Source organism: Hyphomonas sp. FCG-A18, assembly GCF_045287255.1.
GTDB lineage: Bacteria > Pseudomonadota > Alphaproteobacteria > Caulobacterales > Hyphomonadaceae > Henriciella.
Genome location: NZ_CP137142.1, coordinates 1,971,196 through 1,994,524, shown reverse-complemented (window position 1 = coordinate 1,994,524; position 23,329 = coordinate 1,971,196). Strand labels below are relative to the sequence as shown.

Here is a 23,329-nt window from a genome sequence, read left to right as displayed (position 1 = left end):
CAGGTCACGCATTCTGATGATGCTTTGGGGATTAAGATGACACAGGCGTCACGATTTCAAAAGGGCGACGCGAGGGCAATTTCCAACTTGCTTGACGCCCGTAGGGGAATGCCGCTTCCTGTTCGCCAAAACCAGTCATAAGGAGCGCCCAATGGCCAGTGTCGGTGATTTTGAACAGATCAAGCTTGAGATTGAGGATGGGGTCGCGGTGCTGACACTGAACCGTCCGGACAAGATGAACGCCTTTACCGGTAAGATGATGTACGAAATCATCGAAGCGTTCGATATTACCGACGCCAATGATGATGTGCGCGCGGTCATTGTGACGGGGTCTGGTGACCGGGCCTTCTGTGCCGGGGCTGACTTGTCTGAAGGTGCGAAGACTTTCGATTATGAAGCGCGCGCCGATATGGGGGAAATTGGCCGGACCAATAAAATCGATATTCAACGCGATGGCGGGGGCCGCACGGTCTTGCGCATTTTTGAAAGCCTGAAGCCTGTCATCGGCGCGATCAATGGCGCCGCGGTTGGCGTTGGCGTGACGATGCAATTGCCAATGGATATCCGGATCGCCTCGGACAATGCCCGTTTTGGCTTTGTATTTAACCGCCGGGGTATCAATCCAGAGGCAGCCTCCAGCTGGTTCCTGCCTCGCCTTGTGGGTATCCAGCAGGCGCTGGAATGGTGCTACTCAGGCCGGGTTTTCCCAGCTGAAGAAGCGCTTAAAGGTGGTCTGATCCGCTCGGTTCATCCACAAGCAGAGTTGATGGATGTGGCCATGGGCATTGCTCGCGAAATTGCTGACAATACCGCCGCTGTCTCAACGACGCTAACCCGGCACATGATGTGGCGCATGCTGGGGGCGAGCCATCCAATGGAAGCCCACATTGTCGATAGCGCCGCGATCTATTCCCGTGGCCAGACTGCCGATGCCAAAGAGGGCGTCATGAGCTTCCTTGAGAAGCGCAAGCCCGTCTATCCGGTGAAAGTTTCAGACGGCATGCCGGATTTCTTCCCATGGTGGGAAGACCCAGAGTTCAAATGGATTGGGCCTGAATAAGGCTTAAGCAAATTGCGCGGCCACTCTGTCAATTTCGGCAAGGTGGTCGGCAATCTCGGCCTCGCTTAGGAAGCTACCTGTAAAGCTGTTGCGTGCCAGCGTGATGATTTCGTCTGCTGACAGGCCGACAGCCTCTGCCGTTTCACGATAGTTTTGATTTACATAGCCACCAAAATAGGCCGGGTCGTCACTGTTCATTGTGGCTTTCAGGCCGAGCTCCAGCATGCGTTTCATTGGATGATCTTTCAGATCATCCACGACGCATAAAGACAGATTGGAGAGCGGGCAGACGGTCAGTGTCAAACCTTCATCCCGAACCCGCGCAATCAGGGCCTCATCTTCGAGCAGGCGGTTGCCGTGGTCGATGCGGTCAATCTTGAGCAAGTCCAAGGCCTCATAGACATATTCTGGTGGGCCTTCCTCACCTGCATGGGCGACCAGTTTCAAGCCCTTCTCCCGAGCAGCAGCGAAGACATTCTGGAACTTTGAAGGCGGATGCCCCAGTTCACTGCTGTCGAGGCCAACCCCGTGAATGCGATCCATATAAGGCTCAGCCTGTTTAAGGGTTTCAAATGCGGCTTCCTCAGAGAGGTGGCGCAGGAAGCACATGATCAGCTTGTAGCTGATACCATACTTGTCTTTGGCACTATCAAGCGCTGACAAGATGCCTTCAATCGGCGTGCTGAAGGGGAGGCCGCGATCCGTGTGCCCCTGAGGGTCAAAGAAGACTTCAACATGGCGGACATTATCTTCCGCGCAGCGCTGGAGATAGGCATCGGTCAGGTCATGGAAATCAGCCTGTGTCTGCAAGACCGACATGCCCTGATAATAGATGTCGAGAAAGTCCTGCAGATTTGAGAAATTATAGGCCGCTTTGACCTCTTCCAATGTCTTGAAGGGCAGGGTGACACCATTGCGCTGCGCAAACTGCATCATCTGTTCCGGCTCAAGGGAGCCTTCCAGATGCAAATGGAGTTCTGCCTTGGGCAGGGCGGCGATCAGGGCGTTGATATCAGTCATTCATCTTCTCTAGTCGATAATGAAGCCAAGTGGGAGGTTTTGCATTCACCTCTCGCGCAATTGTTAACGACTGCTATAGTCTTGGGCATATGGATCATAAGGGGTGATCCTAGGGAGGTTTTTATGGGTTTGATCTGGTGGGTTTTACCAGCGCTTACACTGGTGATTGGCATGATGCTAAGCTTTGCGGGCATCGGACGCTTGATGAAACTGAAACTGATGGCGGGCGGTTTGCGGTTTCTCTTTGGTGTTGGTTTCCTTGGGCTTGCTGGTGTCGTGACCCTCGCGGGCTTAAACCTGCAGACCTTTAAGCGGCTAACCTATGAGCGGGTTGTTGCAAATGTCAGTTTCGATCAGGCGCCAAATGCCAACGACACTTACACGGCAACGCTGGTTCTGGCGGAAGGTGAAGTGCGGTCCTATGAGATTACGGGCGACCAGTTCTCACTTGGCGCGCAGGTGATTACCTTCAAGCCGATGTCTCAGATGCTCGGCTATGACAGTGTTTACCGGCTCGATTATCTCGAAGGGCGCTATGCTGACCGATACACGACAGATGGGGTCAGCGAGGCGACAAGCACCGGGGTCAAACTATTCGAGAATCCGGGGCTGGATGTCTATGGCCTGGCCAAGGAACAGGGCACACGCTTTGGTGTGTCTGCGGGAAGCAAGGACACTCAGTTCGGCTCAGCGGTTTATGCGCCAATGGCCGACGGCCTTGAATATGAGGTCAGTATTACGCAGAATGCGCTTATCTTGCGCCCAAGGAATGAAGCGGCGCGTCGTCGTCTGACCATGCCGGAGTAGACAGATAGATGTTTGGCTTATGGGATCGCTATGTCGTGCCGCCGCTGATTTCATGCGCGTGTTCCAGCAAGCCAATCATGCGTCAGCGCCAGAAAATCGTTCCAGAGGCTGAAGGCGTTGTTCTTGAGATCGGGTGTGGTTCCGGGACGAATTTTGCCCTCTACGATGCATCCAAAGTCAGCCATCTTCATGCTGTCGAACCTTCCGAAGGTATGATCCGGCGGGCAAAGGCGGAATGGATGCTGACCCACCCGGACGAGAATTGCACAATCCATCATTGCGGGGCCGAGGCAGTCCCGCTTGAAGACCAATCGGTGGATACGGCTGTGGTTACCTTTGTCCTGTGTACGATCCCGAATTGGGAAGCGTCCCTGGCTGAACTGCGCCGGGTTCTGAAGCCGGGCGGGCGTGTATTGTTTTCAGAACATGGCCGTGCCCCTGATGAGGGCGTTGCCAAGTGGCAAAGGCGGATCGAACCGATGTGGAAAGCAATGGCAGGTGGTTGCCACCTGACACGCGATACCAAAGAGATGCTGGAAGCGGGCGGTTTTCAGACTGAGCGCTATGAGACCATGTATCTGCCGAACACACCAAAGATTGCCGGGTTTGCTGCATGGGGAAGCGCGCGTGTCGCTTAAGCGGCGCAAGCCACCATACCTGCCCTTTCTGGATGGTCCGGCGAGTTTTGTGCCGGGCTTGAAGCCCATTACGCCCGCTAGCTGGTTATCCCCTGACACTGAGGCATCCGTGTGGCTCAACGATAAGCGCTTATTGATGAAGATGATGCGCGCTGAGGTCACCGCCGGTCAGGTTGATGGCGGTGCTGCTGAAGAGCTTTTGCCGCTGGTCATGAAGGCAACAGGGGAAACACCGCTACAGAAAATGCCATCTGCACTGGAAGAGGCTGCATCGCTGGTGAGCGACGATCTGTGCATACTGGAGGAAGCGGGACAGGGGGATTGGCGGCTGACCGCAGGGGTTCTCTGCGCGCCAACCTATTGGACTTTGCCAGAGCGGATTGGTCTCGACCTTGGTGGTTTGCATGGCCCAGTCCCCGGTGGTGACCCCGAACTGGCGAACCGGATTGCCCGTATTTTCTCAGGTTTGAAACCGGGTGCCATTCTGGAGCGGTTTAACTGGACAGTGCAGGCCAGTGACAAGCGCTATACCCCGCATCGCCCCAGCGCAGAGGGAAAGACGTTAAACGATCTGTATTTGCGGGTAGAACGTCAAACCATTCGCAAGCTTGAGCAGACCGGGGCTGTCGTCTTCACGATCCGTATTTGCATTGATCCGCTCGTGCCCATCTTGCGGGAGCCGCATGCCAGAGAAGCGTTTGAAGATGCCTGGCTCGGCGCTTCGACCAAGGTCAGGCAGTACAAAGCCTGGAATGAACTGGAGTCTTTGGTGGCTGAGGCCTGTCGCCATGCGGCCTACGCCCTATAGTGGTTAAAAGATCGAATCGTAGAGAGATAGAGATATGAAATACTGGCTGTTCAAATCAGAGCCATTCAAGTGGAGTTGGGATCAGCAAAAAGCCAAAGGCGACGTGGGCGAAGAGTGGGATGGCATCCGCAATTATCAGGCCCGCAACAATATGCGCGACATGAAGATTGGCGATCGCGGCTTCTTCTATCACTCGAATGAAGGTCTGGAAGTCGTTGGAATTGTAGAGATTTCTGCCGAGTCTGCGCCTGATTCAACAACCGATGATGAGCGCTGGGATTGCGTCCACATTCGTGCGCTTGCCGACATGCCAAGTTCTGTCACGCTTAAAGCGGTCAAGGCGAATGAGGCGCTTGCCGATATGTCACTGGTGACGTCGATGCGCCTGTCCGTGCAGCCAGTCAAAGAGGATGAGTGGATGGAGGTTTGCCGGATGGGTGGCCTGAATGGAAAGACCCTCAAGCCACTTTAGAAGTACCGTGTAAGGCGCAACCGTAACTCATTGTCCGGTGTGGCCTCTGTTGCGCCAAAGAGTGCACCAGTAAACAGACTCCATTCATCCGTTAGAGGCCAAATAGCGTACGGGCCGATCTGATGTTCCTGCTCATCGGTAGATAACCAATCTGACGTAGACCCATATTGGCTGTAGGCTTCCAAACCAAGCCGCAAGCCACTGTCTAGCGATGTATAGGCCCCGGTTCGGGTTTGTATGAGTAGGCCATCAGCTGGATCATTACCGATCTGCTGGGTAGCGCCGAGGATGAAGCGCAAGGTCCAGTCATCAACAGGCTTCCATTGGTTGATCCAGTGAACGGTGACATCGCCTGGGCGGTCTTCAAACCGATAGCGCGCTTCGAACCGAAATCCGGACTGGTAGGTCTGTTTATCTGGGGTGATCTGCCAGACAAGTTCGCCGCGTATATAGTCTGGATCATAATCTGAATCGGCTGTCTCGCGGACTTGGGCGAGAACGCGCCAACGCAGGTCACCGTTGATAGCTTGCTGATAATGGATGCGCTGGTTCAACTCTTCACTGTCAGCATCATAGGTCGCGCGGTATTCCCACCCACGTTCGCCTTCATTCACCATCGGACCAAAGACACCGCTTGTGTTTTGCGCTTGTGCGTTTGGATAGAGCGTTGCTGTGAGCGCCAATCCACCCAGGTAAAATCCTGCTTTTAGAGCCATTCTTCAGCCTCTCAGTTCTGAAAAACGAAAGGACAAAGCCCCACATGTCAATGCGGGGCTTTGAAGAGTTGTTTGGAGTTTTATTCGATAGGGGACAGCAGCTCTGGAGCGGTCACGAGCTGGCGAACGCCGTGAGACTTGGTCTCGTTAAACACATTGCCCTCTTCTGCCCACTTGTGCAGTGAGTTGATGTCCAGCTTGGCGCACTGCGGACGTACATTCCATGTTACTTGAGCTGGTGAACACTGGGACTGCGTATAGCTTGGGCCTGTTGTTGAACCCAGGAAGCTGACAGGGGTGCCGGTATCAGACGGGATCATTTTCGCTTGATGCTTACCATCAACCATGTTGCCGCCATAGGCCATCTTCGTAAAGTCGAGGGCATTGCTGTCATTCACAACCAGGAATGTCTGCGCTTCAACGCGCAATAGGGGGTCTGTGCAGCCTTCTGGAACACACGCACCCAGGCCTTCACCCGGTGTTGCTTCACAGCTGGTGTGAACCCAGTGTACTTCGATGGTTTGACCGGGAACAACGCCTTGGTAAGCGCCTGGTGCAGCAGCAAGCTCGGCTTCTGTTAGGTCGTCTGTGCCGTTACAGGCATAGCCACCATTGTCGCTGGCATCAACGAACACAGAGAAGCCTGGACCTTTGTGCTCGGCATTTGTGTGCGTGTGAATGTTGCAGAGGTTCATTTCACTGGCAGCCGGGGCAACGTCGAAGGAAATCGGGTTCAGGCCCGTTTTGCTCGAAATATCGCGCGGGGTCTGTGGACCTGAAGCGAGGCAAAGGTCTGTGCTGGCTGTAACTGTCTCCGTTACGGTTTCAGCTGTTTCTGTTGTCGCTGTTGTGTCTGTGGTGCAGCCTGCCAGAACGAGGGCAGAGGCGGCTAAAGCGAAGGTGTATTTCATTAGAACAGGTCTCCCGTTAGTATCTCACCTCACGGGTAAATTGTCCTTGATTGACCGAAATCGAATAATAATTACCCACATTTCCTATAGCTTAAGACTATGAAGTCTATGTTATGTTATAATATGCTATCTTGTCCCGTCTTCAAACGCGGCAAGCGCCCATTCTGCAAAAGTGGCGAGGTTACCCCCTTTGAACAGGAATCCGCCAATCCCTGCGGCGTGGGCGGCAGCGATATCGGTTGGCTTGTCGCCGATCAGGAAACTTGTCTCGCGCTTGATCGGGAAATCGGCCATCGCTTGCAAGATCATACCAGGTTTGGGCTTTCGGTCGAAACTGTCCTTGCGATAGCGCGCAATGCTGGCTTCAGGATGGTAGGTGCAGTGATAGATTGCATCCAGCACGGCCCCACGCTCTGCAAGAACGCTTTGCATATGGTTATGAACCGATTGCATGTCCGCCTCGGTATAATGACCCATGGCAATGCCGCTCTGATTGGTGACCACAATGACGTACCAGCCACGGGCCTTGAATGTCTCAATGCATTCTGCCGCGCCTTCAATCCATTCGATGTCTTCAACTCTGGCGACGAAAGTGCGGTCGACATTGAGGACACCATCACGATCCAGAAACAGGGCGGGGCGCAAATTGCTCATAACTCGCCCTAACCCGAAATGATCCACCGGGCGAGGGGGCTTGCTTAGAAGGTTAATTTCTGGTCACACTTTGTCACAGAGGGTCTTAAAAGGGGGATCCTCGTAAAAAAGCCTTGGGAGGGCACATACGATGGAAGAGTTTCTTCCTTACATTCTGAATGGCGCAGGTGGCGCAGTTATCGGACCAATCATTTCCAAGCTTCTCGGTGGTAAAGGCGGCACAGGCCTCCTCGCCGGGATTGTCGGCGGCCTTGCTGGCGGCTGGGGCATGGGTGAAGCCGGTGTGGGTTTCCAGAGCTTGCTTGGCAATGACGCGCTTATGAATCACATCAGCAACTTCCTCAACGGTGGCGTTGGTGGGGGTATCATTGGTGGCTTGTTGGGTGTCCTGACCCGCGCCAAGTAATCGGCGTTTTCAGCTCTGTTTTAGAGGGCGGCCCGCCGGGTCGCCCTTTTTTGTTATGCCACTTGATCTGGAATCGGGTCGGGTGCTGGCACGTCTGTTTTGACGATATCTTTCCGGTTCATGCGCACGCCGATCAAGAATGGGATCATCGCCAGAAGGATGAATATCGCTGCGAGCAGGAAGGCAGCGCCCGGGAAATAGGCGATGAAGTAGCTCTCTTCCCTAGCAGAGAAAGCCGACAATGTGCTGGTCATCAGGATCGGTGAAAAGATCAGTGTTCCGGCCATAACGGAAGCTTGCGCGCCCTGTAGCTCGCCCTGTGCATTGCGAGGGGTCAGCGTTGAGGTGATCGTGTTGATCGCGGGCATGGCAACCCCGCCCAGGGCGGAAACCGTAATGACGGCATAGGCCATCCATGGCGCGCCTGCGAGCGAGAACAGGATCATGGCAACAACGTTTACGCTAAGGCCAAAGAAGGCTGCCCGCATCGGACCTAAACGCTTGATCAGGTAGCCGGTGAGCAGAGCCTGACTGATCGCCGAGCCAACCCCGACTGCGCCAAGGGACCAGCCGATTTGGGAGGCATTCCAGCCATAGCGGATATCGCCATGGAAGTTCCAGGTTGCGGGATAAACAGCATGGGCAATCTGGAACAGGCCAATCGCGACGATAAACCACGCGACTTTGGGAAGCTTTACAAAGTGCTTGAACGCGCCAAACGGATTTGCGCGGGCCAGGTTAAAAGGCCGACGGTCTTCAGGTTTGAGGCTCTCTGGTAGTACAAAGAAGCCATAAGCGAAGTTCACAGCGGCAAATCCGGCAGCGACGAAGAAGGGGAGCCGAGTGTCGATATCCCCAAGGAACCCGCCGAAAACAGGCCCTAGAATGAAGCCAATCCCAAATGCTGCGCCCATCATGCCAAAGGCGCGGCCGCGCTCTTCTGGTTCGGTGACATCAGCGATGTAAGCGTTGGCAACAGAATAGGTTGCCGAGAACATGCCGCCCAAAAAACGTCCTAAAAACAAGATGCCGAGTGTGGGTGCGAGACCCATAATCAAGAGGTCAATGCCCAGCATTCCGATTGAGGCGAGCAGCACAGGGCGACGACCATAGGCATCTGATAGTCCGCCCAAGATCGGCATCGCCAGAAAGTTTGCGACAGCAAAGGTCGCGCTGAGCAAACCCGCTTCCAATACGGCGGATTCAGCAGGCTGTCCCGTCAGCTCTTCGAGTAAATCTGGCATCACAGGCATGATGATCCCGAACGAAATCATGTTCAGGACAACAGCGACAATCACGAAGAAAAACGCGTTCTTGCCTGCACGTGGTGGGGATTGGGACTCAGTCATTGATCGGCTTTGGGGGAGGTGGGGGCTGGGGTCAAGGTTGCGAGTGCGACACCGCCGAGGATTAGGGCTGTTGCGAGCGCGAAGCGCAGGGTGACTGGCTCACTCAGGAACAGGACGCCCCCTGCTGCAGTGATTGCAGGAACAGAGAGTTGAGCGATGCCCGCACGGGTCGCGGTCAAGCCCTTCAAAGCCATGTACCAAATGGCATATCCAAGCCCAGAAGTGACCGCGCCGGAGAGGACCGCGAGGGTTGCTCCGCGGGGGCTGGGGAGCACCTCTGGGGAGACATAGAGGATACCGGGAGCGACAAGACCGGCAATGAGCGCCGCGCGAATGAAATTGCCTGCGGTGGCCGCGGTCGGGTCACCGCCACCACGGCCGAGCAGAGAATATATCCCCCATCCTATCCCGGCGATGGCCATGGAGAGAGTTGCGATTAAGGACGGCGCTTCCACACCCGGGCTGACGAGCCAGATCAAGGCCGCAAATGCCAGTGTCAGGCCCAACCATTGTAAAAGCGTAGGTCGCTCGCCTTTGAAAATTCCAAAGCCGATCATGGTCACTTGGACGATCGCGAACAGGATGACGGCCCCGGTTCCAGCTGGGAGCGCGAGATAGGCATATGAGAAGAACCCGGCATAGGTTAGCAAAGCCAATCCGCCAGACCATGATCCGCTTGGCCGCCTTGATTGCAAAAGGACCAGAAGCACGAGCACAACCGCGCCGCTGATCAGGCGGATGAGCGCAAAGCCGCCAGCACCAATCTCACCTTCAATCAAGGCAAGTCGCCCGAGCACTGAGTTTGCCGCAAAGGCGATCATGGCGAGCGCTGTAAGCAGCGCGATACGGATCACTTAAACGATCCGTGGCGGCCCTCGCCGGACGTAAAGCGAGAGGCTCCACCAACCGTTTCACCGCTTTTGATTGTTTTCAGGCCATGGCCCATCTCGTTCCGGATCGCTTCGTCTTCCGGCAGGCTCCATTGTTCCAGAACGCTGAGACGGTCACCGCGCATACAGGTTTGTGGGAAAGCGGCGATTTGCGTGGCAAGCTCGATTGCGCTGGAGAGCGCCTGTCCCGCCGGAACGTGGCGGTTGGCTAGCCCCATGGACATCGCTTCTTCCGGATGAACTTCGCGCCCGGTCAGGATCAGGTCCATCGCATGTGACTGGCCGATCAGCCGTGGCAGGCGGATCGTCCCACCATCGATGAGGGGCACCCCAAAGCGACGACAGAAAATACCGAACCGGGCTGTATCAGAGACAACGCGGAGGTCACACCAAAGCGCAAGCTCCATACCGCCCGCGACGGCATGGCCCTCGATCGCCGCGATCACAGGCTTGGAGAGCCTTAACCGGGTTGGTCCCATTGGGCCGAGGTCACCCTCAAGCCTGGAGATATTGCCTTGTCCAGCCGCGACAGCCTTTAAATCGGCCCCGGCGCAGAAGGCCCCGTCTGCACCTGTCAGTATCGCAACCGATTGCGTCTCATCGGCATCGAACGCCTTGAACGCATCATACAGAGCTTGGGCAGTTTCGCGATCAACCGCGTTGCGTGCATGGGCGCGGTTGATCGTGATGATGGTGAGATCATCGCGGGTTTCAGTCAGGACTTTAGGAGCTGTCATGTCCCGATATGTATGGGAGCCTTTACTGGTTGACCAGCCCACTAAAGGCCATTGAGAGATCACGATAATAGGCGACGCGGGCCTGTTGATCTGGCGTGAGCTGGATCAGTGAGTTTGCGCCGGGCAGGGCGACCGGGTTTTGCCCCGCATGGGAAACTGTCATCATATCAGCCCAAAGGCGAGCGGGCAGGCCACCGCCTGTCACCGCTTTCATCGGGGTGTCGTCATCATTGCCGACCCAGACCCCGCCAAGCATCTGCGCGCTGTACCCGACAAATAGAGCATCGCGGGAGGATTGACTGGTTCCGGTTTTCCCGGCCACGGGCCAGCCCTTGATCGCAGCGGCACGCCCTGTCCCTTCGCGGACAACCTTCGCCAGCATGCCCGTCATCAGTTCGGCTTGATCCCGTGGATAGACTTGCGGTGCGTCATAGTCCGGGCGCTCATAGAGGACTTCACCGCGTGAGGTTTCAATCTTGGCGACAAGGTAGGGATCGACACGGGTTCCCCCGGTCATGAAGGGGCCGTAGGCACGGGTGAGTTCGAGCAAGGTGACTTCCTGACTGCCCAGCGCAATTGACGGCAGCGGGCGCAGCGCCTCGGTAATCCCGAAACGCTTGGCGAGGGCGATAATCGTCTCCTCGCCCGTTTCCTGTCCGAGCTGAGCAGCAACTGTGTTCAGGCTGTCACGCAGGGCTTCATTGACAGAAACCGGACCCATAAAGGCGCGGGAGAAGTTTTGCGGGCTCCATTTGCCAATCGTCGTGGGCTGATCAATACGGACATCATATGGGCTGATATCCTGATTGAGCGCTGCCGCGAAAACGAAGGGTTTGAAAGCGGATCCGGGCTGGCGCTTGGCCTGAGTCGCGCGGTTGAACTGGCTGGTGGTGTAATCGCGCCCGCCATAGAGGGCGAGGATACGGCCATCCTTGGCGATCAGGACCGCAGCGGCCTGTCCGGCGCTGACCTCTTCGGCCTCGGCATCCATGCGGGTGTTGATGGCCTCAGTCACTGCTTCCTGAAGCGTGGCGTCCAGCGTGAGCGTAATGACGAGATCATCGGGTAAGCTTGGGCGCAGGGCACGGGCGCGCTGTGTGGCTTCATCCAGAATATACCCAAAAGCCGGGGCAGAGGTCGGGGGCTCGCTGAGCGTAACTTCGCTATCCATGGCAATGCGGGCGCTTTCGGCCGTAACAAAGCCAGCATCGACCATTTCCGACAGGACATAGGCCTGACGTTCTTTGGCATCGTCCATATTGTTGTTGAGGGCGAGGCGAGACGGCGCTTGCGGCAGGGTTGCGAGCAGGGAGGCTTCGGCAAGGGTCAGGTCGGCTGGATCTTTGTCAAAATAGAAGCGCGAGGCCGCGCCAAGGCCGTAAAAGCCAGAACCGAAATAGATGCGGTTGAGATAAAGCTCGAGAATTTCATTCTTTGACAGACGCTTTTCGAGTTGGCGCGCGAGGCGGATTTCCTGAACCTTGCGTTTCAGGGTCTGTTGCGGCGTCAGGACGAGATTCTTGACCAGTTGCTGGGTCAGGGTCGAGGCGCCGGAGACTGTGCGTCCGGAAGTGACATTTGACCAGAGTGCGCGGATCATCGCCTGCGTATCAGCACCATCATGTTCGTAAAAACGTTTATCCTCGGCGGCGATAAAGGCGCGCGGGACATGCGGAGGCAGGTCATCAATCTTAACCGAGCGACCATAGCGTGGCCCGCGAATAGCAATGACATCGCCGTCTGTGTCGACAAATTCAATCGCCGGCTCACGCCCGGTTTCCCAAAGCTCCGCCGTCGCGGGCAGGCTGGGCATGCCGGAGTATAGGCTTTGCCAGTAAAGCCAGCCTGCGAACAGCGCGGCCACCATTGTGCCGCCGGTACCGATCAAACTCCATTTCAGGATCGGGCGAGGCTTGCGGGCAGGGGGCTTTATCGGCCGATCGCTGCTGCGCCTTTGTGGCGTCTTTGGCTTCTTGAGGCCATCTTTTCCATTGTTTGCTGTCACGCAAAGCTCCTGCCCGAGGTCTCTGGGCAGGGTTAATGCAAAGAGATTGAGGCAGGGTGAAGGCGATATGTGGATTGTATTTTGAGGCTGAATCGCGTTTTTGGGACCCATGTCCAAGCTCTACTTCACCTATAGCGCCATGAATGCCGGGAAGTCGGCCATCCTGTTGCAGGCGGCTTATAACTACCGCGAGCGGGGCATGGAGGTCATGCTATGGACATCTGGGCATTATGGCGCTGATGATGCGGCGCAGATGGGCGAGATTGAATCGCGGATTGGCTTGCGCGCCGATGCGCATCTCTATCGCGATGAGACGGACCTTTTCGAAGCGATTGCGGCGCAGCGCAAGGTCGGGCAACTCGATGCCATCTTCTTTGATGAGGCGCAATTTCTGACCAAGGCACAGGTCTGGCAATTGGCCCGTGTTGGAGATCAGTTTGGCTTGCCCGTGCTGTGCTATGGCTTGCGGACAGACTTTCAGGGGGAATTGTTCGAAGGTTCAGCGGCTTTGCTGGCGCTGGCGGATGATTTGCGTGAGGCGCGCACGATTTGTCATTGCGGGCGCAAGGCGACGATGACGGCGCGTATGGATGAGGATGGCAATGCCCTGACCGAAGGTGATCAGGTCAGTGTTGCCAAGGCGGTTTACGTCCCGCTCTGCCGTAAACATTGGGAAGAGGCTTTGGGACGCTAGCGCCCTGCAATGCCCGCAATCCTGCCATAAACAGATCGTATGCTCATAAGTATCGCGACTTATGGAGGCGATGATGTTTGACCGTCGGAAAAGTGCCCGCAACAGCCTGATCTGTGGGCTTTTGGCGCTACTTACCTTTATCGGGATTGGCCTTGCAGCAGGCGCGCAAGAGGCCCCGGAAGGCTCGGCTGAGATTGACTATGCCGGGTTCATGGACCTGACAGGCGAGGTGTTCGAGCTGCGCGAAGAGCGATTGGTCTCAATGGAGACATTCAACGCCATGGCCAGCGAACCGGACACGCTGATCCTTGATGCGCGCAGCCGTTATGCCTTTGAAATGGGCCATATCAAAGGGGCGGTGAACCTGCCATTTTCAGACTTCACCGACGAGAAGCTCGCTGAAGTGATCCCATCAAAGGACACCCGCGTTCTGATTTATTGCAATAATAATTTCAGCGACGATGTCGAACCGATCCCGTTGAAGCGGGTGTCACTGGCCCTGAACATCCCAACCTTCATAAACCTCTATGGCTATGGCTACGAAAATATCTATGAGCTCGGCGTGTTGACCGAAACGACAAACCCGGATGTCGAATGGGTTACGGGGACCCCCTTATTCGAAAACTAAAGCTTAGCTGCTTTTAGCTCTACTAATGCGTTCATTCGCCCCCTTGTTCCAAGCGGGCGAATGGCTCATTTGCGCTAGTGCCTAATCAATGGACGAACCGATATGACCGTGACCGCTACTGCTCCCGCGACGAAAGTGAACCCGAATGCGCCGACTGAAGAGACGGTACTGAGTGTGCATCACTATACAGACCGTCTGTTCAAGTTCCGGATCACGCGCCCGGCAAGCTTCCGGTTTCGCTCTGGCGAGTTCATTATGATTGGCCTGCCGCCAGAAGAGGGCGAGCGTAAACCGATCCTGCGCGCCTATTCTGTCGCCAGCCCGAACTGGGACGACACGCTGGAATTTTATTCCATCAAAGTCCCGAATGGTCCCCTGACATCAAGGCTGGAAAAGATTCAGGAGGGCGACACCGTCCTGCTGGGCAAGAAACCGGTAGGTACACTGGTGCATGACGCCCTGTTGCCGGGTAAGCGTCTCTATTGCTTCTCCACCGGGACAGGCTTTGCGCCATTTGCCAGCATCCTGCGTGATCCGGAAACCTATGAGAAGTTTGAAGAAGTGATCATCACGCACACATGCCGTGAAGTTGCCGAACTGGCTTACTCCAAAGAGATTGTCGATAGCTTCCTGAATGATCCGGATATCGGGGAAATCGGGCAGGGCAAGTTGCGCCTCTACCAGACCTGTACCCGTGAGCCTTTCGAACGTGAGGGCCGGATCACCGACCTTATCCGCTCTGGCAAACTGTTCGAAGACCTCGGCGTCCCACGCCTCGACCCCGCACACGACCGCGCCATGATCTGCGGCTCGATCGACATGACCAAAGAGCTGAAAGGCCTAATGGAAGAACACGGCCTGAAAGAGGGCGCAAACAGCGAACCCGCTGACTTCGTGATCGAGCGGGCGTTTGTGGGCTAAGCTAGCCGCTTGACCCATGTCAAATGAGTCAAAAGGGAAACATTAGCGGAGTGTCTTAGTTGGGGCGAGTTTAGGACGCTTGGCCGCAGCAGCGCTTTCCAGCCAGCTCTCTATTTGATGCCGCGATTTTGCCAAACAGAGTAAACTGGGCACCAAACAAACGGTCAGTCGCTTCGAATCATTCTTGCAATTTCATTTGAAACACTTCCCGGCCAAAAATTCTTCGCACTGCCGTTTGTAAAGTAGATTACCGTTACGTTGTCGGTCGCTCCGGGTTCGAAGAAATGCCGAACATCGGTTCGGTTTCCGCCGCCGTGACCAATGCTTCTCAGACCACCATCTTCGGCAAATTCCCAGCCATTGGCAAAACTAGCGACTGAGCCATCATTCAGAAGAACAGGTGCCCAAATGGCGTCCATCGACTCCTCAGACAAGAACCGGTTCTCCAGGAGCGCGGAAAACCATTGGGCCATATCCAATACGGTCGTGTTCAGCCCGGTGCTCGCAAACATATAGTCCGGCTGGTCAATATGAACATTGCGCGCAAGCGTATCGTTCGCCGAACGGTATGTCGTTGCTCGACCTGCGACAACCGCATACTCGCCGCCATAGGATGTATTCTCCAGTCCCAGTTCATTGATCATACGAGCCGTCATAACCGGAACGAAGTGTTCGCCGGTAATGCGCTCGATTATCATTTTGAGCAGCAGATAATTGGTTTGGTTGTAGCGGGTCGCGCTTCCCGTCGCGAACACTAAGCCTTTGTCTGCGACCGATTGAAACGCTTCCTGCGGTGTTTCCGGCGTCGGGTGCGGCCATTGATAATAATCTGGTAAGCCCGTCATATGGGACAGCGCCTGGCGCACAGTTATGTGCTGCCAATCCGAGGGGAGTTCTTCGAGATATTGGCTTATCGGGGCGTCGAGTTCAATTGCGCCCGCCTCAACCAATTGCATCGTTGTGACGTTGACGAATAGTTTCGCCAGCGAAAAGCTCTGATAGACAGTTTCCTCGCGCGCAGGCACACCAAGCTCGACACTCGCCAGACCGCGTGCGCTGGTGTGGACGAGCGTGCCATTTCTCAAAATGGCGAGCGATTGACCTGCAACACCGTAGTCAGTCGCAATGTCATCAAGATAATTTTCAATCTGCGCTTTGACATCATCTGCAAGGCTTACCTGCGCTGACACCATCTGGACCGGACTAAAAATCAGGCAAAATGTCGTGGCGATGATTGCGCAGAACCTATGCATTTTTGAGATTTCCTGTCTGCTTGAGAGCGCGTAGCTAAATTGGACATACCTCTTTGTAAAGCGAATGAACGGGCTTGTGGGCGCTTTCGTGACAACAGCATAAGCCGCCAACAAGCAGTCTTCCTGTGTCCTGTGTTGAAGCGTGTGCTTATGCGCATCAGGAGGCCGGTTTTGGGCGTTTTAAGACGCTTATTTTTGTTCTCTAAGATATTGAGAATGAGTCGAAGTAAAGCCCAAGCTGCATTGCTTGGGCTTCTGTATCTTTGAGGTTGAACCGAGACTTACTTCCCAAACCCATAGACCAGTGACACACGGCTGATTGTGTCGGTAGCGTCAAAGCCGTCGACCGGATCGGTGTCGTGGCGTACTTCATAGGAGATGCGAGCTGAGAGCGTGTCGGTCAGGCTGGCGGTGAGCGCCAGAATATTGCCAATCTGGGTTGAGGTTTCAGCGTAAAGGACATTGGTGTCATTGGTCAGGCCGACATTGTCGTTGAACTGATAGGCCCAGTTTGAGGTTCCGGTTGCGCCGAAGGATTCCTCCGTGCTGGCGGGTGTCAGGACAGTAGCCGGGGTCGTGCTCGTGTCGAGAACAGCTTCAATCTCATCAATCTTTAGGCCGGGGCCGCCGCGCACGGTCCAGGTCAGGGCGTCTGAGTTGAAGATTTCATAACCCAAACCGCCACCGATAAAGGTGCGAGAATCGAAGCCAGAAAACTCGTCCACTTCATAGGAGAGCTGGCCAAAGCCAAACAGTTTGTCATTGATCTGGCGGTCGAGATTGGTGGCGAGGAAGATCCGGTTCTTGGTTTCATCACCATCGGTTTCGCCATAATCGGCGCTGGCCTGCAGGCCGACGCTCCAGAGGTCGAACTCCCGCCCAAGATCGATGGCGAGGCCGAGATCGGTGGTTTCAGTATTGCCGGTGGTCACGCCAGCGCTGAGCGAGCCTTCGCCAGTCCATTTGCTGACTGTGTCTGCTTCCTGAGCGCTCATCGTGCCAAGGCTCGCGGCGGCGATTGCGGTCAGGGTCAGGGTTTTGAGCTGTGTCATGTCTTACGCTCCTTCTTTATCAGATGGCGCGACATGGTCAGGAGAGCCTGAAGGATCAGTGAATAGGACTGGCTTTAGCTGCCAATCTGTCCGCGATGTCTCAGTTTTGCATCGGCTAGCACGCAGGCCATCATTGCCTCAGCCACTGGAACGGCGCGAATGCCGACGCAAGGATCATGGCGACCTTTAGTGCGGACATCGACTTCTTGCCCGTCACGGGTGACGGACTTGGTTTCGGTCAGGATAGAGGAGGTCGGCTTGATCGCGACACGGACGACAATGTCCTGTCCGGTGGACAGACCGCCCGCGACCCCGCCATTATTATTCGACAGAAATCGCACGCCATCATTGCCCATTCGCATTTCATCGGCGTTTTGCTCTCCAGTGAAGCTGGCGGCGGCGAACCCGGCACCGATCTCAAAACCCTTGGCCGCATTGATACTCATCATGGCTGCGCCAAGCTCGCTATCGATCTTGCCATAGATCGGCGCGCCCCATCCGGCGGGAACACCGCTGGCATGAACCTCGACAACGGCGCCGACAGAGGAGCCGGACTTACGGACGCTGTCGAGATAGTCTTCCCATTGCGCAGCCATCTCAGCATCCGGGCACCAGAAGGGATTATCGCCTGTAATGTCCCAATTCCATTTGGCCGGATCGATCTTGTGTTCGCCAATCTGGACCACAGCACCGCGAATGATAATGTCATCACCCAGAACGCGCCGGGCGACAGCGCCAGCGGCGACGCGCGCAGCAGTTTCACGGGCAGAGCTGCGCCCACCACCGCGATAATCCCGCACGCCATATTTCTGGTCATAGGTATAGTCAGCATGGCCGGGGCGATAACGGTCCCGGATTTCGGAATAGTCTTTCGAGCGCTGATCGACATTCTCGATCATCAGGCTGATCGGTGTTCCAGTCGTGACTTGCCCGTCGGTGCGATCATCTTCGAACACACCGGAGAGGATTTTGACCTGATCGGGTTCCTTGCGCTGGGTTACGAAACGGGATGTGCCCGGACGGCGCTGATCAAGGAAGCGTTGAACCCAAGCTTCATCGAGCGCCAACCCCGGAGGACAGCCATCAACAACACAGCCCAAGGCGCGCCCATGGCTTTCGCCCCATGTGGTGACGCGAAATAAGTGACCAAATGTGTTATGCGACATAGGGGTTTTCCGTAGTCCGAAGCGATTAAGTTTCCTATATGCAAAATCAGAACCTAACAAACGGTCACGACGCCTCATGCCTGATATTAAAACTGATATGCCCATGTCCATCCCGGCTAGCCCCAGTGCGCAGGATTATGCGAACGAACCTGAGCGGGCTTTGATCCCGGATGTGGGCGAACCATTTGCCTTGCTGGAAACTTGGCTGGAAGAGGCCAATACGTTTGAGATCAATGATGGCACGGCGATGTCGCTGGCGACGGTTGATGCTGATGGCATGCCTGACGTGCGCATTGTTCTGCTCCGCGGCCTGTCGCCGGAGGAGGGCTTCAAGTTCTACACCAATTATGAAAGCGACAAGGGCCACCAGCTCGCGGCAAATCCAAAATCTGCGCTATGCTTTCACTGGAAGAGCCTGCGCCGGCAGGTGCGCGTGCGCGGCGTAGTTGAGAAGCTGACGCCAGAGCAGTCGGATGTCTATTTTTCCCAACGCGCGCCGCAAAGCCGGATTGCCGCGATGGCGTCTGATCAATCTCGACCGCTTGATTGTCGTGAGACGTTTGATCAGCGCGTGGCCGAGATCAGCTCCATTTATGGTGATGATGATGATATTCCACGGCCAGAGCATTGGGGCGGCTATCGCCTGATTCCAAGCGAGGTCGAATTCTGGCAGGATCAGGCGTTTCGTATGCATGATCGACTGAAGTTTGAGCGAGACGGCTCAGGCTGGCGCTCAACGCGGCTTTACCCGTAACTCTGACCGAATCCTGACTGTTGAAATCAGGGTTTGTCGTCACCTTCTTCATCAAGCACGCGCCATGCAGCGCCGTCCATGTCTTCGAACTGGCCAGACTTGATCGACCAGATAAAGGCAAGCAAGCCCACCACGCCCAAGAAGAGTGCGATGGGGATCAAATAAATAATAATCTCCATGCGCGCAGTCTTTCATGGAGGCGTTAGCGCCTCAAGGCATTTATTGTCACAACCAAAGACGAAGCAGACATCGCAATTGCCGCGATGAGCGGGGTGACATTACCCGTGACCGCGATCGGGATGGCGATGAGATTGTAAAGCGCGGCGAGACCAAAGTTCTGCTGCATGCGGGTGCGGGCCGTTTTACTGGCCGACAGCGTATCCAGAATACCGGAAAGGCCACCACTGAATACGGCATCCGAGGCCGACTGGCTGACATCCATCGCGCCGCCGGGGGTGAGTGAGGCATGGGCGAGCGACAGAGCGCCTGCATCATTGATGCCATCACCAACCATCAGGGTCTGGCGGCCCTCTGCGCGTAGGTTTTCCAGCCGTTCCACCTTATCCTGTGGGCTGGCCTGCGCGGTCCATTGATCGATGCCGAGACGGTCAGAGAGGCGCTGAACAGCGTCTGCGCGGTCGCCGGAGAGCACTTCAAGGCTAAGGCCAAGCTGCTCAAGCGCGGTAATGGTTTCGGCGGCGTCTTCACGGGGTTCATCGCTAAAGCGGAACAGGATCGGGGTATTCTCGCCTTCTAGGAACCAGAGGCTCGGGCCATCAGTGGCTTCAGCGGCCTCTACGCCGACCCAGTCTGCTGAGCCGAGGCGACACGTGACCCCGTCCAGATCAGCCTCAAGCCCCAAGCCGGGAAACTCTTTGACATCTGTTGCAAGATTGCCGGCACCAGCGGCTGTTACGAGCGCGCGGGAGAGCGGATGACGGCTCGCCCGGGCCAGCATGGCGGCCTTGTTGAGCGTTTCTGGATCGACGCCGTCTTCATTCAGGACAGGCTCGCCAAGGGTCAGCGTACCTGTCTTGTCAAAGACAACATGATCGACGGTCGCAAGGCGCTCAAGCGCGTCCCCGGATTTCAGATAGATGCCTTGTTTGAACAGGCGCCCTGAGGCAACGACCTGAACCACGGGAGCGGCCAAAGCGAGCGCGCAAGGGCAGGTGATGATCAGCGTTGCGACGGCAACCATAACTGCCTCGCGAATGCTGGCCCCGAAGACCAGCCAGCCAATAAAGGTTAGTAAAGCGGCGGTGTGGACGAAGGGCACATAGAGACTGACAGCTTTGTCGGCGATCTTGCGATAGGTTGAACGGCGTTGTTCGCCCGCCTCCAGCATACCGGCGATATCTGAGAGCAAGCTGTCGGCGGCTGCGCCGAGCGCTGTGCCGCGCAAGGGCTGACCGAGATTGACGCTGCCCGCATAGACGGTTGCGCCAGCCGCTGCGATCCGGGGCAGGCTTTCACCCGTGACAAGGCTTTCATCAATCTCGCTGGTGCCGGAGGTCAGGCGCAGATCAACAACGGCGCGTTCCCCTGCAGCGAGTAGGATGGTGTCGCCTTCCTTTACAGCGTCAGCGCGGATGGTCTCGGTTTTGCCATCGGAGGTGATCCGGTTGACTGAACTGTTGCGCAAGGCGGCAAGGTCGTGCGCGGCTGCATGGGCTTGTCTGCGTAGCCGGGCGTCAAGAAAGCGCCCGATCAGCAGGAAGAAGAGCAGCATGACGACCGCATCGAAATAGGCGTGCTTGCCGCTATTGATGGTCTCAAACACACTGACAGAGAAAGCCAGGATGAGGGCGAGTGAAATCGGCACGTCCATATTGGCGCGACCGTGTTTCAGGACGCTCCACGCTGATTTGAAGAAATGACGGCCAGAGAAGACCAAGACTGGTAGAGCAATCAGACCGGAAATCGCGTGTAGCGCATCGCGTGTCGTCTGACCCATTTCACCATGACCGCCCCAGACCGAAACCGAGAGCAGCATAATATTGGCGGCGGCAAAGCCAGCTACGCCCATGGCGATGAGCAAGCTACGCTCCTCGCGCTTGGCATCCTTGGCGGCATCGTCTTCGCTATGGACGCTGACGCCATAGCCAAGATTGGAGATGGTCTCGCCAATTCGAGAGGGTTTCAGGTCTCCGGCCCAGAGCACTTCCATCTGGCCGTTGGACAGGTTGAGGCGGGCTGTATCTATCCCGGGCAGGGCATGGACAGCCTTTTCAATCTTGGAGAGGCAACCACCGCATTTGGCTCCGCGAACCGACAAGTGCAGGCGGTTCAAATTGCCTTTCTGGGTCACAAAAGCCGAAAGGTCTGTGCCATGAGCCGATTTCGTATCAGGTGGGGCAAGCCCGGATGGGCAGCCGCCGCCATCGGCATTTGCAGGTAGGTCGGTCATTTGACGATAAAGGTTTTGTCCGCCGTGAATTTTACGGTCTCGCCATCATAATCCATGACATTGACGCGGACAAACCATTGACCTTTTTCAATCATACCAACCTCAGCAGTGTACTCGCCTTTGGAGTTGGCCTTGAGGATGAAGCTATGATCAGCAGCGTCACTGGCCCGGCGGCGCAGATCAGCGACGGCAACACGGCTCGTGATTGGATGTCCGTCTTGATCATCCAATTGGAAAACCAGCGTATCGGCATCAACACCAATTGCGGCTGTCCAGCCTAACTCAGCTTGAGCGGCACGGGCAGCAAGCGTGTCATTATAATTGAGCCCCTGAACATAGGACTTCTTCACGTCCTCACCCGGGAAGCTGGTAATGGCGTGATACAGGAAGACGCCATTTACCGAGAAAATGACCCCGAAAAAGCCAAGCATGATCAGCAGAACATGCCAGCCTTTTAGCTTTTTGCCATTCGGGGTTTGGTCGTCTGCTGTCATGTCGGTCATTGTCCTGGGCCTCTAAAGGATGAGCGATTGGTTGTGGTTTCACCGCTTTCTGCGTCGGTGATGGTGAAAGTAACCTGGCGTTGGGCGCGGCCATCTGGGGCTGTGATCAGAACACGGTAGCGATCAACACCGAAGGATTGTACGGGCAAGGTGATTGTATCGCCATGTGCGATCTCTTCGCTGAAGCCAGCGACTCTGAAGGTCAACGCTTCTGGACCGGTTACGGTCAGATTGAAATCACGCTCCCCGGACACTTTGTTGACGAGCTTCAGGGTATAGCCATTACGGATGTCACCGCTGCTGAGCTGTACAAATGGTGGCGAGCGATCTTTCAACACGTTCATTTCCAGCGTCGCTTTGGTACTGAAACCGAAAAGCATCAAGCTGGAGATTACCAGCATCAGTCCGGCATAGAGCATGGTGCGGACGCGGAAGATCTTGAACTTAGGCGCAGGCTTGCCGCAGGCGCGGGTTTCAACCGCGACATCTGTGTCATAGGCGATCAGACCTCTTGGGCGTCCGACCTTATCCATGATTTGATCACAGGCATCGATGCAGAGGGCGCAGTGGATACATTCTAGTTGTGCACCATCACGAATGTCGATGCCCATCGGGCAGACCTGCACACACTGGTTACAATCGATACAGTCGCCGCGATTGTCCCAGCTTTCAGACTTACGATGGGCGCCGCGTGGTTCACCGCGATCATAACGGTATGTCACGTTGAGCGCCTGTTCATCGGTCAGGGCGCCCTGAATACGAGGCCATGGGCACATATAGGTGCAGACCTGCTCGCGCATATGTCCGGCGAGGAAGTAGGTCAGAACTGTCAAAACCCCGGTAAACCAATAGGCGGTCAAAGGGGCCTCGCCCGTCAGGAAAGTGCGTGCGATGGTTGGGGCGTCATGCCAGTAAAGGATAAACGCGCCACCCGTAACAAAGGCGATTAGAATCCAGACCAGATGTTTTCCAAGTTTGCGGGCGAACTTGTTGAGGGTCATCGGGCCCTTATCCAGCCGCATACGGGCGGCGCGATCTCCCTCAAACGCGCGCTCGACCCAGATATATAGGTCGGTCCACACGGTTTGAGGGCAAGCATAGCCACACCAGACCCGTCCGAGGAGGGAGGTAACGAGGAACAGGCCCAACGTGGCTAATATGAGCAGGCCAGCAAGATAGTGAATGTCTTGCGGCCAGATCTCGATGAAGAAGAAGTAGAATTTCTCGCTTTCGAAGTCAGCTAGAACAGCCTGGTTAGGAATACCCTCGCCACGATCCCAACGGATCCATGGCACCACATAGTAGATGCCCAGCAGAACGGCCATTGCCAGCCATTTCAGGTTCCGAAACGTCCCGTGGGCGAGCTTCGGATAAATCTGCTTACGCTTCTCATAGAGGTGCTCTGGCTCAAGCGGCGGTTGTGATCCGCCGCTATTGCCTTTGTGGAGATCGAGGGTGACTTTTGCCATCTCTGT

25 protein-coding genes are annotated in these 23,329 nt (G+C 55.9%); 10 read left to right on the top strand and 15 right to left on the bottom strand.

The window, feature by feature from the left end:
- The first annotated feature begins 151 nt into the window (after positions 1 to 151).
- Positions 152 to 1,060 carry a crotonase/enoyl-CoA hydratase family protein gene (locus RYZ27_RS09910; protein ID WP_406679344.1) on the top strand — a complete coding sequence of 303 codons (909 nt, stop codon included), beginning with the start codon at positions 152 to 154 and terminating at the stop codon, positions 1,058 to 1,060.
- A gap of 3 nt (positions 1,061 to 1,063) precedes the next feature.
- On the opposite strand, the gene RYZ27_RS09905 is transcribed toward RYZ27_RS09910, so the two are convergent.
- Positions 1,064 to 2,080: an adenosine deaminase gene (locus tag RYZ27_RS09905; protein ID WP_406679343.1), complete on the bottom strand. Its 1,017-nt coding sequence runs from the start codon at positions 2,078 to 2,080 to the stop codon at positions 1,064 to 1,066.
- A 123-nt stretch (positions 2,081 to 2,203) separates the two neighbouring features.
- On the opposite strand from RYZ27_RS09905, the gene RYZ27_RS09900 reads away from it, so the two are divergent.
- From RYZ27_RS09900 to RYZ27_RS09885, 4 genes are read left to right on the top strand one after another with little or no spacing between them, the layout of a single operon-like run.
- Positions 2,204 to 2,887, top strand: a complete 684-nt coding sequence (locus RYZ27_RS09900) for a hypothetical protein (protein WP_406679342.1) — start codon at positions 2,204 to 2,206, stop codon at positions 2,885 to 2,887.
- An 8-nt stretch (positions 2,888 to 2,895) separates the two neighbouring features.
- Entirely contained in the window at positions 2,896 to 3,525 is a 630-nt protein-coding gene (locus RYZ27_RS09895; protein WP_406679341.1) for a class I SAM-dependent methyltransferase, read from the top strand.
- A complete protein-coding gene (locus RYZ27_RS09890; RefSeq protein WP_406679340.1) occupies positions 3,515 to 4,333 on the top strand; it encodes a heme-dependent oxidative N-demethylase subunit alpha family protein in 819 nt (272 codons plus the stop codon). The genes RYZ27_RS09895 and RYZ27_RS09890 overlap by 11 nt, the downstream gene beginning before the upstream one ends.
- 34 nt (positions 4,334 to 4,367) lie before the next feature.
- Positions 4,368 to 4,805, top strand: coding sequence for an EVE domain-containing protein (locus RYZ27_RS09885; RefSeq protein WP_406679339.1), 438 nt, complete (start codon positions 4,368 to 4,370; stop codon positions 4,803 to 4,805).
- Here the strand turns inward: RYZ27_RS09885 and RYZ27_RS09880 are convergent.
- The 3 genes from RYZ27_RS09880 to RYZ27_RS09870 all read right to left on the bottom strand — a co-directional run bounded on the left by RYZ27_RS09880 (position 4,802) and on the right by RYZ27_RS09870 (position 7,086).
- Positions 4,802 to 5,521 carry a hypothetical protein gene (locus tag RYZ27_RS09880; RefSeq protein ID WP_406679338.1) on the bottom strand — a complete coding sequence of 240 codons (720 nt, stop codon included), beginning with the start codon at positions 5,519 to 5,521 and terminating at the stop codon, positions 4,802 to 4,804. The two genes, RYZ27_RS09885 and RYZ27_RS09880, sit on opposite strands and share 4 nt — an antisense overlap.
- 80 nt (positions 5,522 to 5,601) lie before the next feature.
- On the bottom strand, positions 5,602 to 6,432 hold the full coding sequence (locus RYZ27_RS09875; RefSeq protein WP_406679337.1) for a delta-class carbonic anhydrase: 831 nt from the start codon (positions 6,430 to 6,432) through the stop codon (positions 5,602 to 5,604).
- Positions 6,433 to 6,558: 126 nt separating this feature from the next.
- Entirely contained in the window at positions 6,559 to 7,086 is a 528-nt protein-coding gene (locus RYZ27_RS09870) for a D-glycero-alpha-D-manno-heptose-1,7-bisphosphate 7-phosphatase (protein WP_406679336.1), read from the bottom strand.
- Between the two features lie 130 nt (positions 7,087 to 7,216).
- Here RYZ27_RS09870 and RYZ27_RS09865 point away from each other — a divergent pair, with 130 nt between their 5' ends.
- Positions 7,217 to 7,492: a hypothetical protein gene (locus RYZ27_RS09865; RefSeq protein ID WP_406679335.1), complete on the top strand. Its 276-nt coding sequence runs from the start codon at positions 7,217 to 7,219 to the stop codon at positions 7,490 to 7,492.
- Positions 7,493 to 7,545: 53 nt separating this feature from the next.
- On the opposite strand, the gene RYZ27_RS09860 is transcribed toward RYZ27_RS09865, so the two are convergent.
- Genes RYZ27_RS09860 through RYZ27_RS09845 form a run of 4 tightly spaced genes read right to left on the bottom strand, consistent with a single transcriptional unit; the run spans position 7,546 to position 12,473 of the window.
- Positions 7,546 to 8,841 (bottom strand): TCR/Tet family MFS transporter, encoded by a 1,296-nt coding sequence (locus tag RYZ27_RS09860; protein ID WP_406679334.1) that lies wholly within the window; start codon positions 8,839 to 8,841, stop codon positions 7,546 to 7,548.
- Positions 8,838 to 9,695 carry a DMT family transporter gene (locus tag RYZ27_RS09855; RefSeq protein ID WP_406679333.1) on the bottom strand — a complete coding sequence of 286 codons (858 nt, stop codon included), beginning with the start codon at positions 9,693 to 9,695 and terminating at the stop codon, positions 8,838 to 8,840. Before RYZ27_RS09855 ends, RYZ27_RS09860 begins: the two co-directional genes overlap by 4 nt.
- Complete coding sequence (locus RYZ27_RS09850) at positions 9,692 to 10,468, bottom strand: crotonase/enoyl-CoA hydratase family protein (RefSeq protein ID WP_406679332.1); 777 nt, start codon at positions 10,466 to 10,468, stop codon at positions 9,692 to 9,694. Before RYZ27_RS09850 ends, RYZ27_RS09855 begins: the two co-directional genes overlap by 4 nt.
- A 22-nt stretch (positions 10,469 to 10,490) precedes the next feature.
- A complete protein-coding gene (locus tag RYZ27_RS09845) occupies positions 10,491 to 12,473 on the bottom strand; it encodes a transglycosylase domain-containing protein (protein ID WP_406679331.1) in 1,983 nt (660 codons plus the stop codon).
- Between the two features lie 109 nt (positions 12,474 to 12,582).
- On the opposite strand from RYZ27_RS09845, the gene RYZ27_RS09840 reads away from it, so the two are divergent.
- The 3 genes from RYZ27_RS09840 (at position 12,583) to RYZ27_RS09830 (ending at position 14,716) form a co-directional block, all read left to right on the top strand.
- Positions 12,583 to 13,167 (top strand): thymidine kinase, encoded by a 585-nt coding sequence (locus RYZ27_RS09840; protein ID WP_406679330.1) that lies wholly within the window; start codon positions 12,583 to 12,585, stop codon positions 13,165 to 13,167.
- Positions 13,168 to 13,240: 73 nt separating this feature from the next.
- On the top strand, positions 13,241 to 13,795 hold the full coding sequence (locus RYZ27_RS09835) for a rhodanese-like domain-containing protein (protein ID WP_406679329.1): 555 nt from the start codon (positions 13,241 to 13,243) through the stop codon (positions 13,793 to 13,795).
- 102 nt (positions 13,796 to 13,897) lie between these two features.
- Positions 13,898 to 14,716: a ferredoxin--NADP reductase gene (locus RYZ27_RS09830; protein WP_406679328.1), complete on the top strand. Its 819-nt coding sequence runs from the start codon at positions 13,898 to 13,900 to the stop codon at positions 14,714 to 14,716.
- Positions 14,717 to 14,880: 164 nt separating this feature from the next.
- Here RYZ27_RS09830 and RYZ27_RS09825 read toward each other — a convergent pair whose 3' ends face one another.
- From RYZ27_RS09825 to aroC, 3 genes are all read right to left on the bottom strand, one after another.
- Positions 14,881 to 16,083: a serine hydrolase domain-containing protein gene (locus tag RYZ27_RS09825; RefSeq protein ID WP_406679327.1), complete on the bottom strand. Its 1,203-nt coding sequence runs from the start codon at positions 16,081 to 16,083 to the stop codon at positions 14,881 to 14,883.
- Positions 16,084 to 16,250: 167 nt separating this feature from the next.
- A complete protein-coding gene (locus RYZ27_RS09820; protein WP_406679326.1) occupies positions 16,251 to 17,021 on the bottom strand; it encodes a YdiY family protein in 771 nt (256 codons plus the stop codon).
- Positions 17,022 to 17,095: 74 nt separating this feature from the next.
- Entirely contained in the window at positions 17,096 to 18,187 is a 1,092-nt protein-coding gene (gene aroC / locus RYZ27_RS09815) for a chorismate synthase (RefSeq protein WP_406679325.1), read from the bottom strand.
- Positions 18,188 to 18,263: 76 nt separating this feature from the next.
- On the opposite strand from aroC, the gene pdxH reads away from it, so the two are divergent.
- Positions 18,264 to 18,941 (top strand): pyridoxamine 5'-phosphate oxidase, encoded by a 678-nt coding sequence (gene pdxH / locus RYZ27_RS09810; protein ID WP_406679324.1) that lies wholly within the window; start codon positions 18,264 to 18,266, stop codon positions 18,939 to 18,941.
- Between the two features lie 26 nt (positions 18,942 to 18,967).
- Here the strand turns inward: pdxH and ccoS are convergent, their stop codons facing one another.
- Genes ccoS through ccoG form a run of 4 tightly spaced genes read right to left on the bottom strand, consistent with a single transcriptional unit; the run spans position 18,968 to position 23,323 of the window.
- Positions 18,968 to 19,120, bottom strand: a complete 153-nt coding sequence (gene ccoS, locus RYZ27_RS09805) for a cbb3-type cytochrome oxidase assembly protein CcoS (protein WP_406679323.1) — start codon at positions 19,118 to 19,120, stop codon at positions 18,968 to 18,970.
- Positions 19,121 to 19,143: 23 nt separating this feature from the next.
- Positions 19,144 to 21,351: a heavy metal translocating P-type ATPase gene (locus tag RYZ27_RS09800; RefSeq protein WP_406679322.1), complete on the bottom strand. Its 2,208-nt coding sequence runs from the start codon at positions 21,349 to 21,351 to the stop codon at positions 19,144 to 19,146.
- Entirely contained in the window at positions 21,348 to 21,854 is a 507-nt protein-coding gene (locus RYZ27_RS09795) for a FixH family protein (RefSeq protein ID WP_406679321.1), read from the bottom strand. Before RYZ27_RS09795 ends, RYZ27_RS09800 begins: the two co-directional genes overlap by 4 nt.
- Positions 21,851 to 23,323 (bottom strand): cytochrome c oxidase accessory protein CcoG, encoded by a 1,473-nt coding sequence (gene ccoG / locus RYZ27_RS09790; protein ID WP_406679320.1) that lies wholly within the window; start codon positions 23,321 to 23,323, stop codon positions 21,851 to 21,853. The genes RYZ27_RS09795 and ccoG overlap by 4 nt, the downstream gene beginning before the upstream one ends.
- Positions 23,324 to 23,329: the final 6 nt, after the last annotated feature.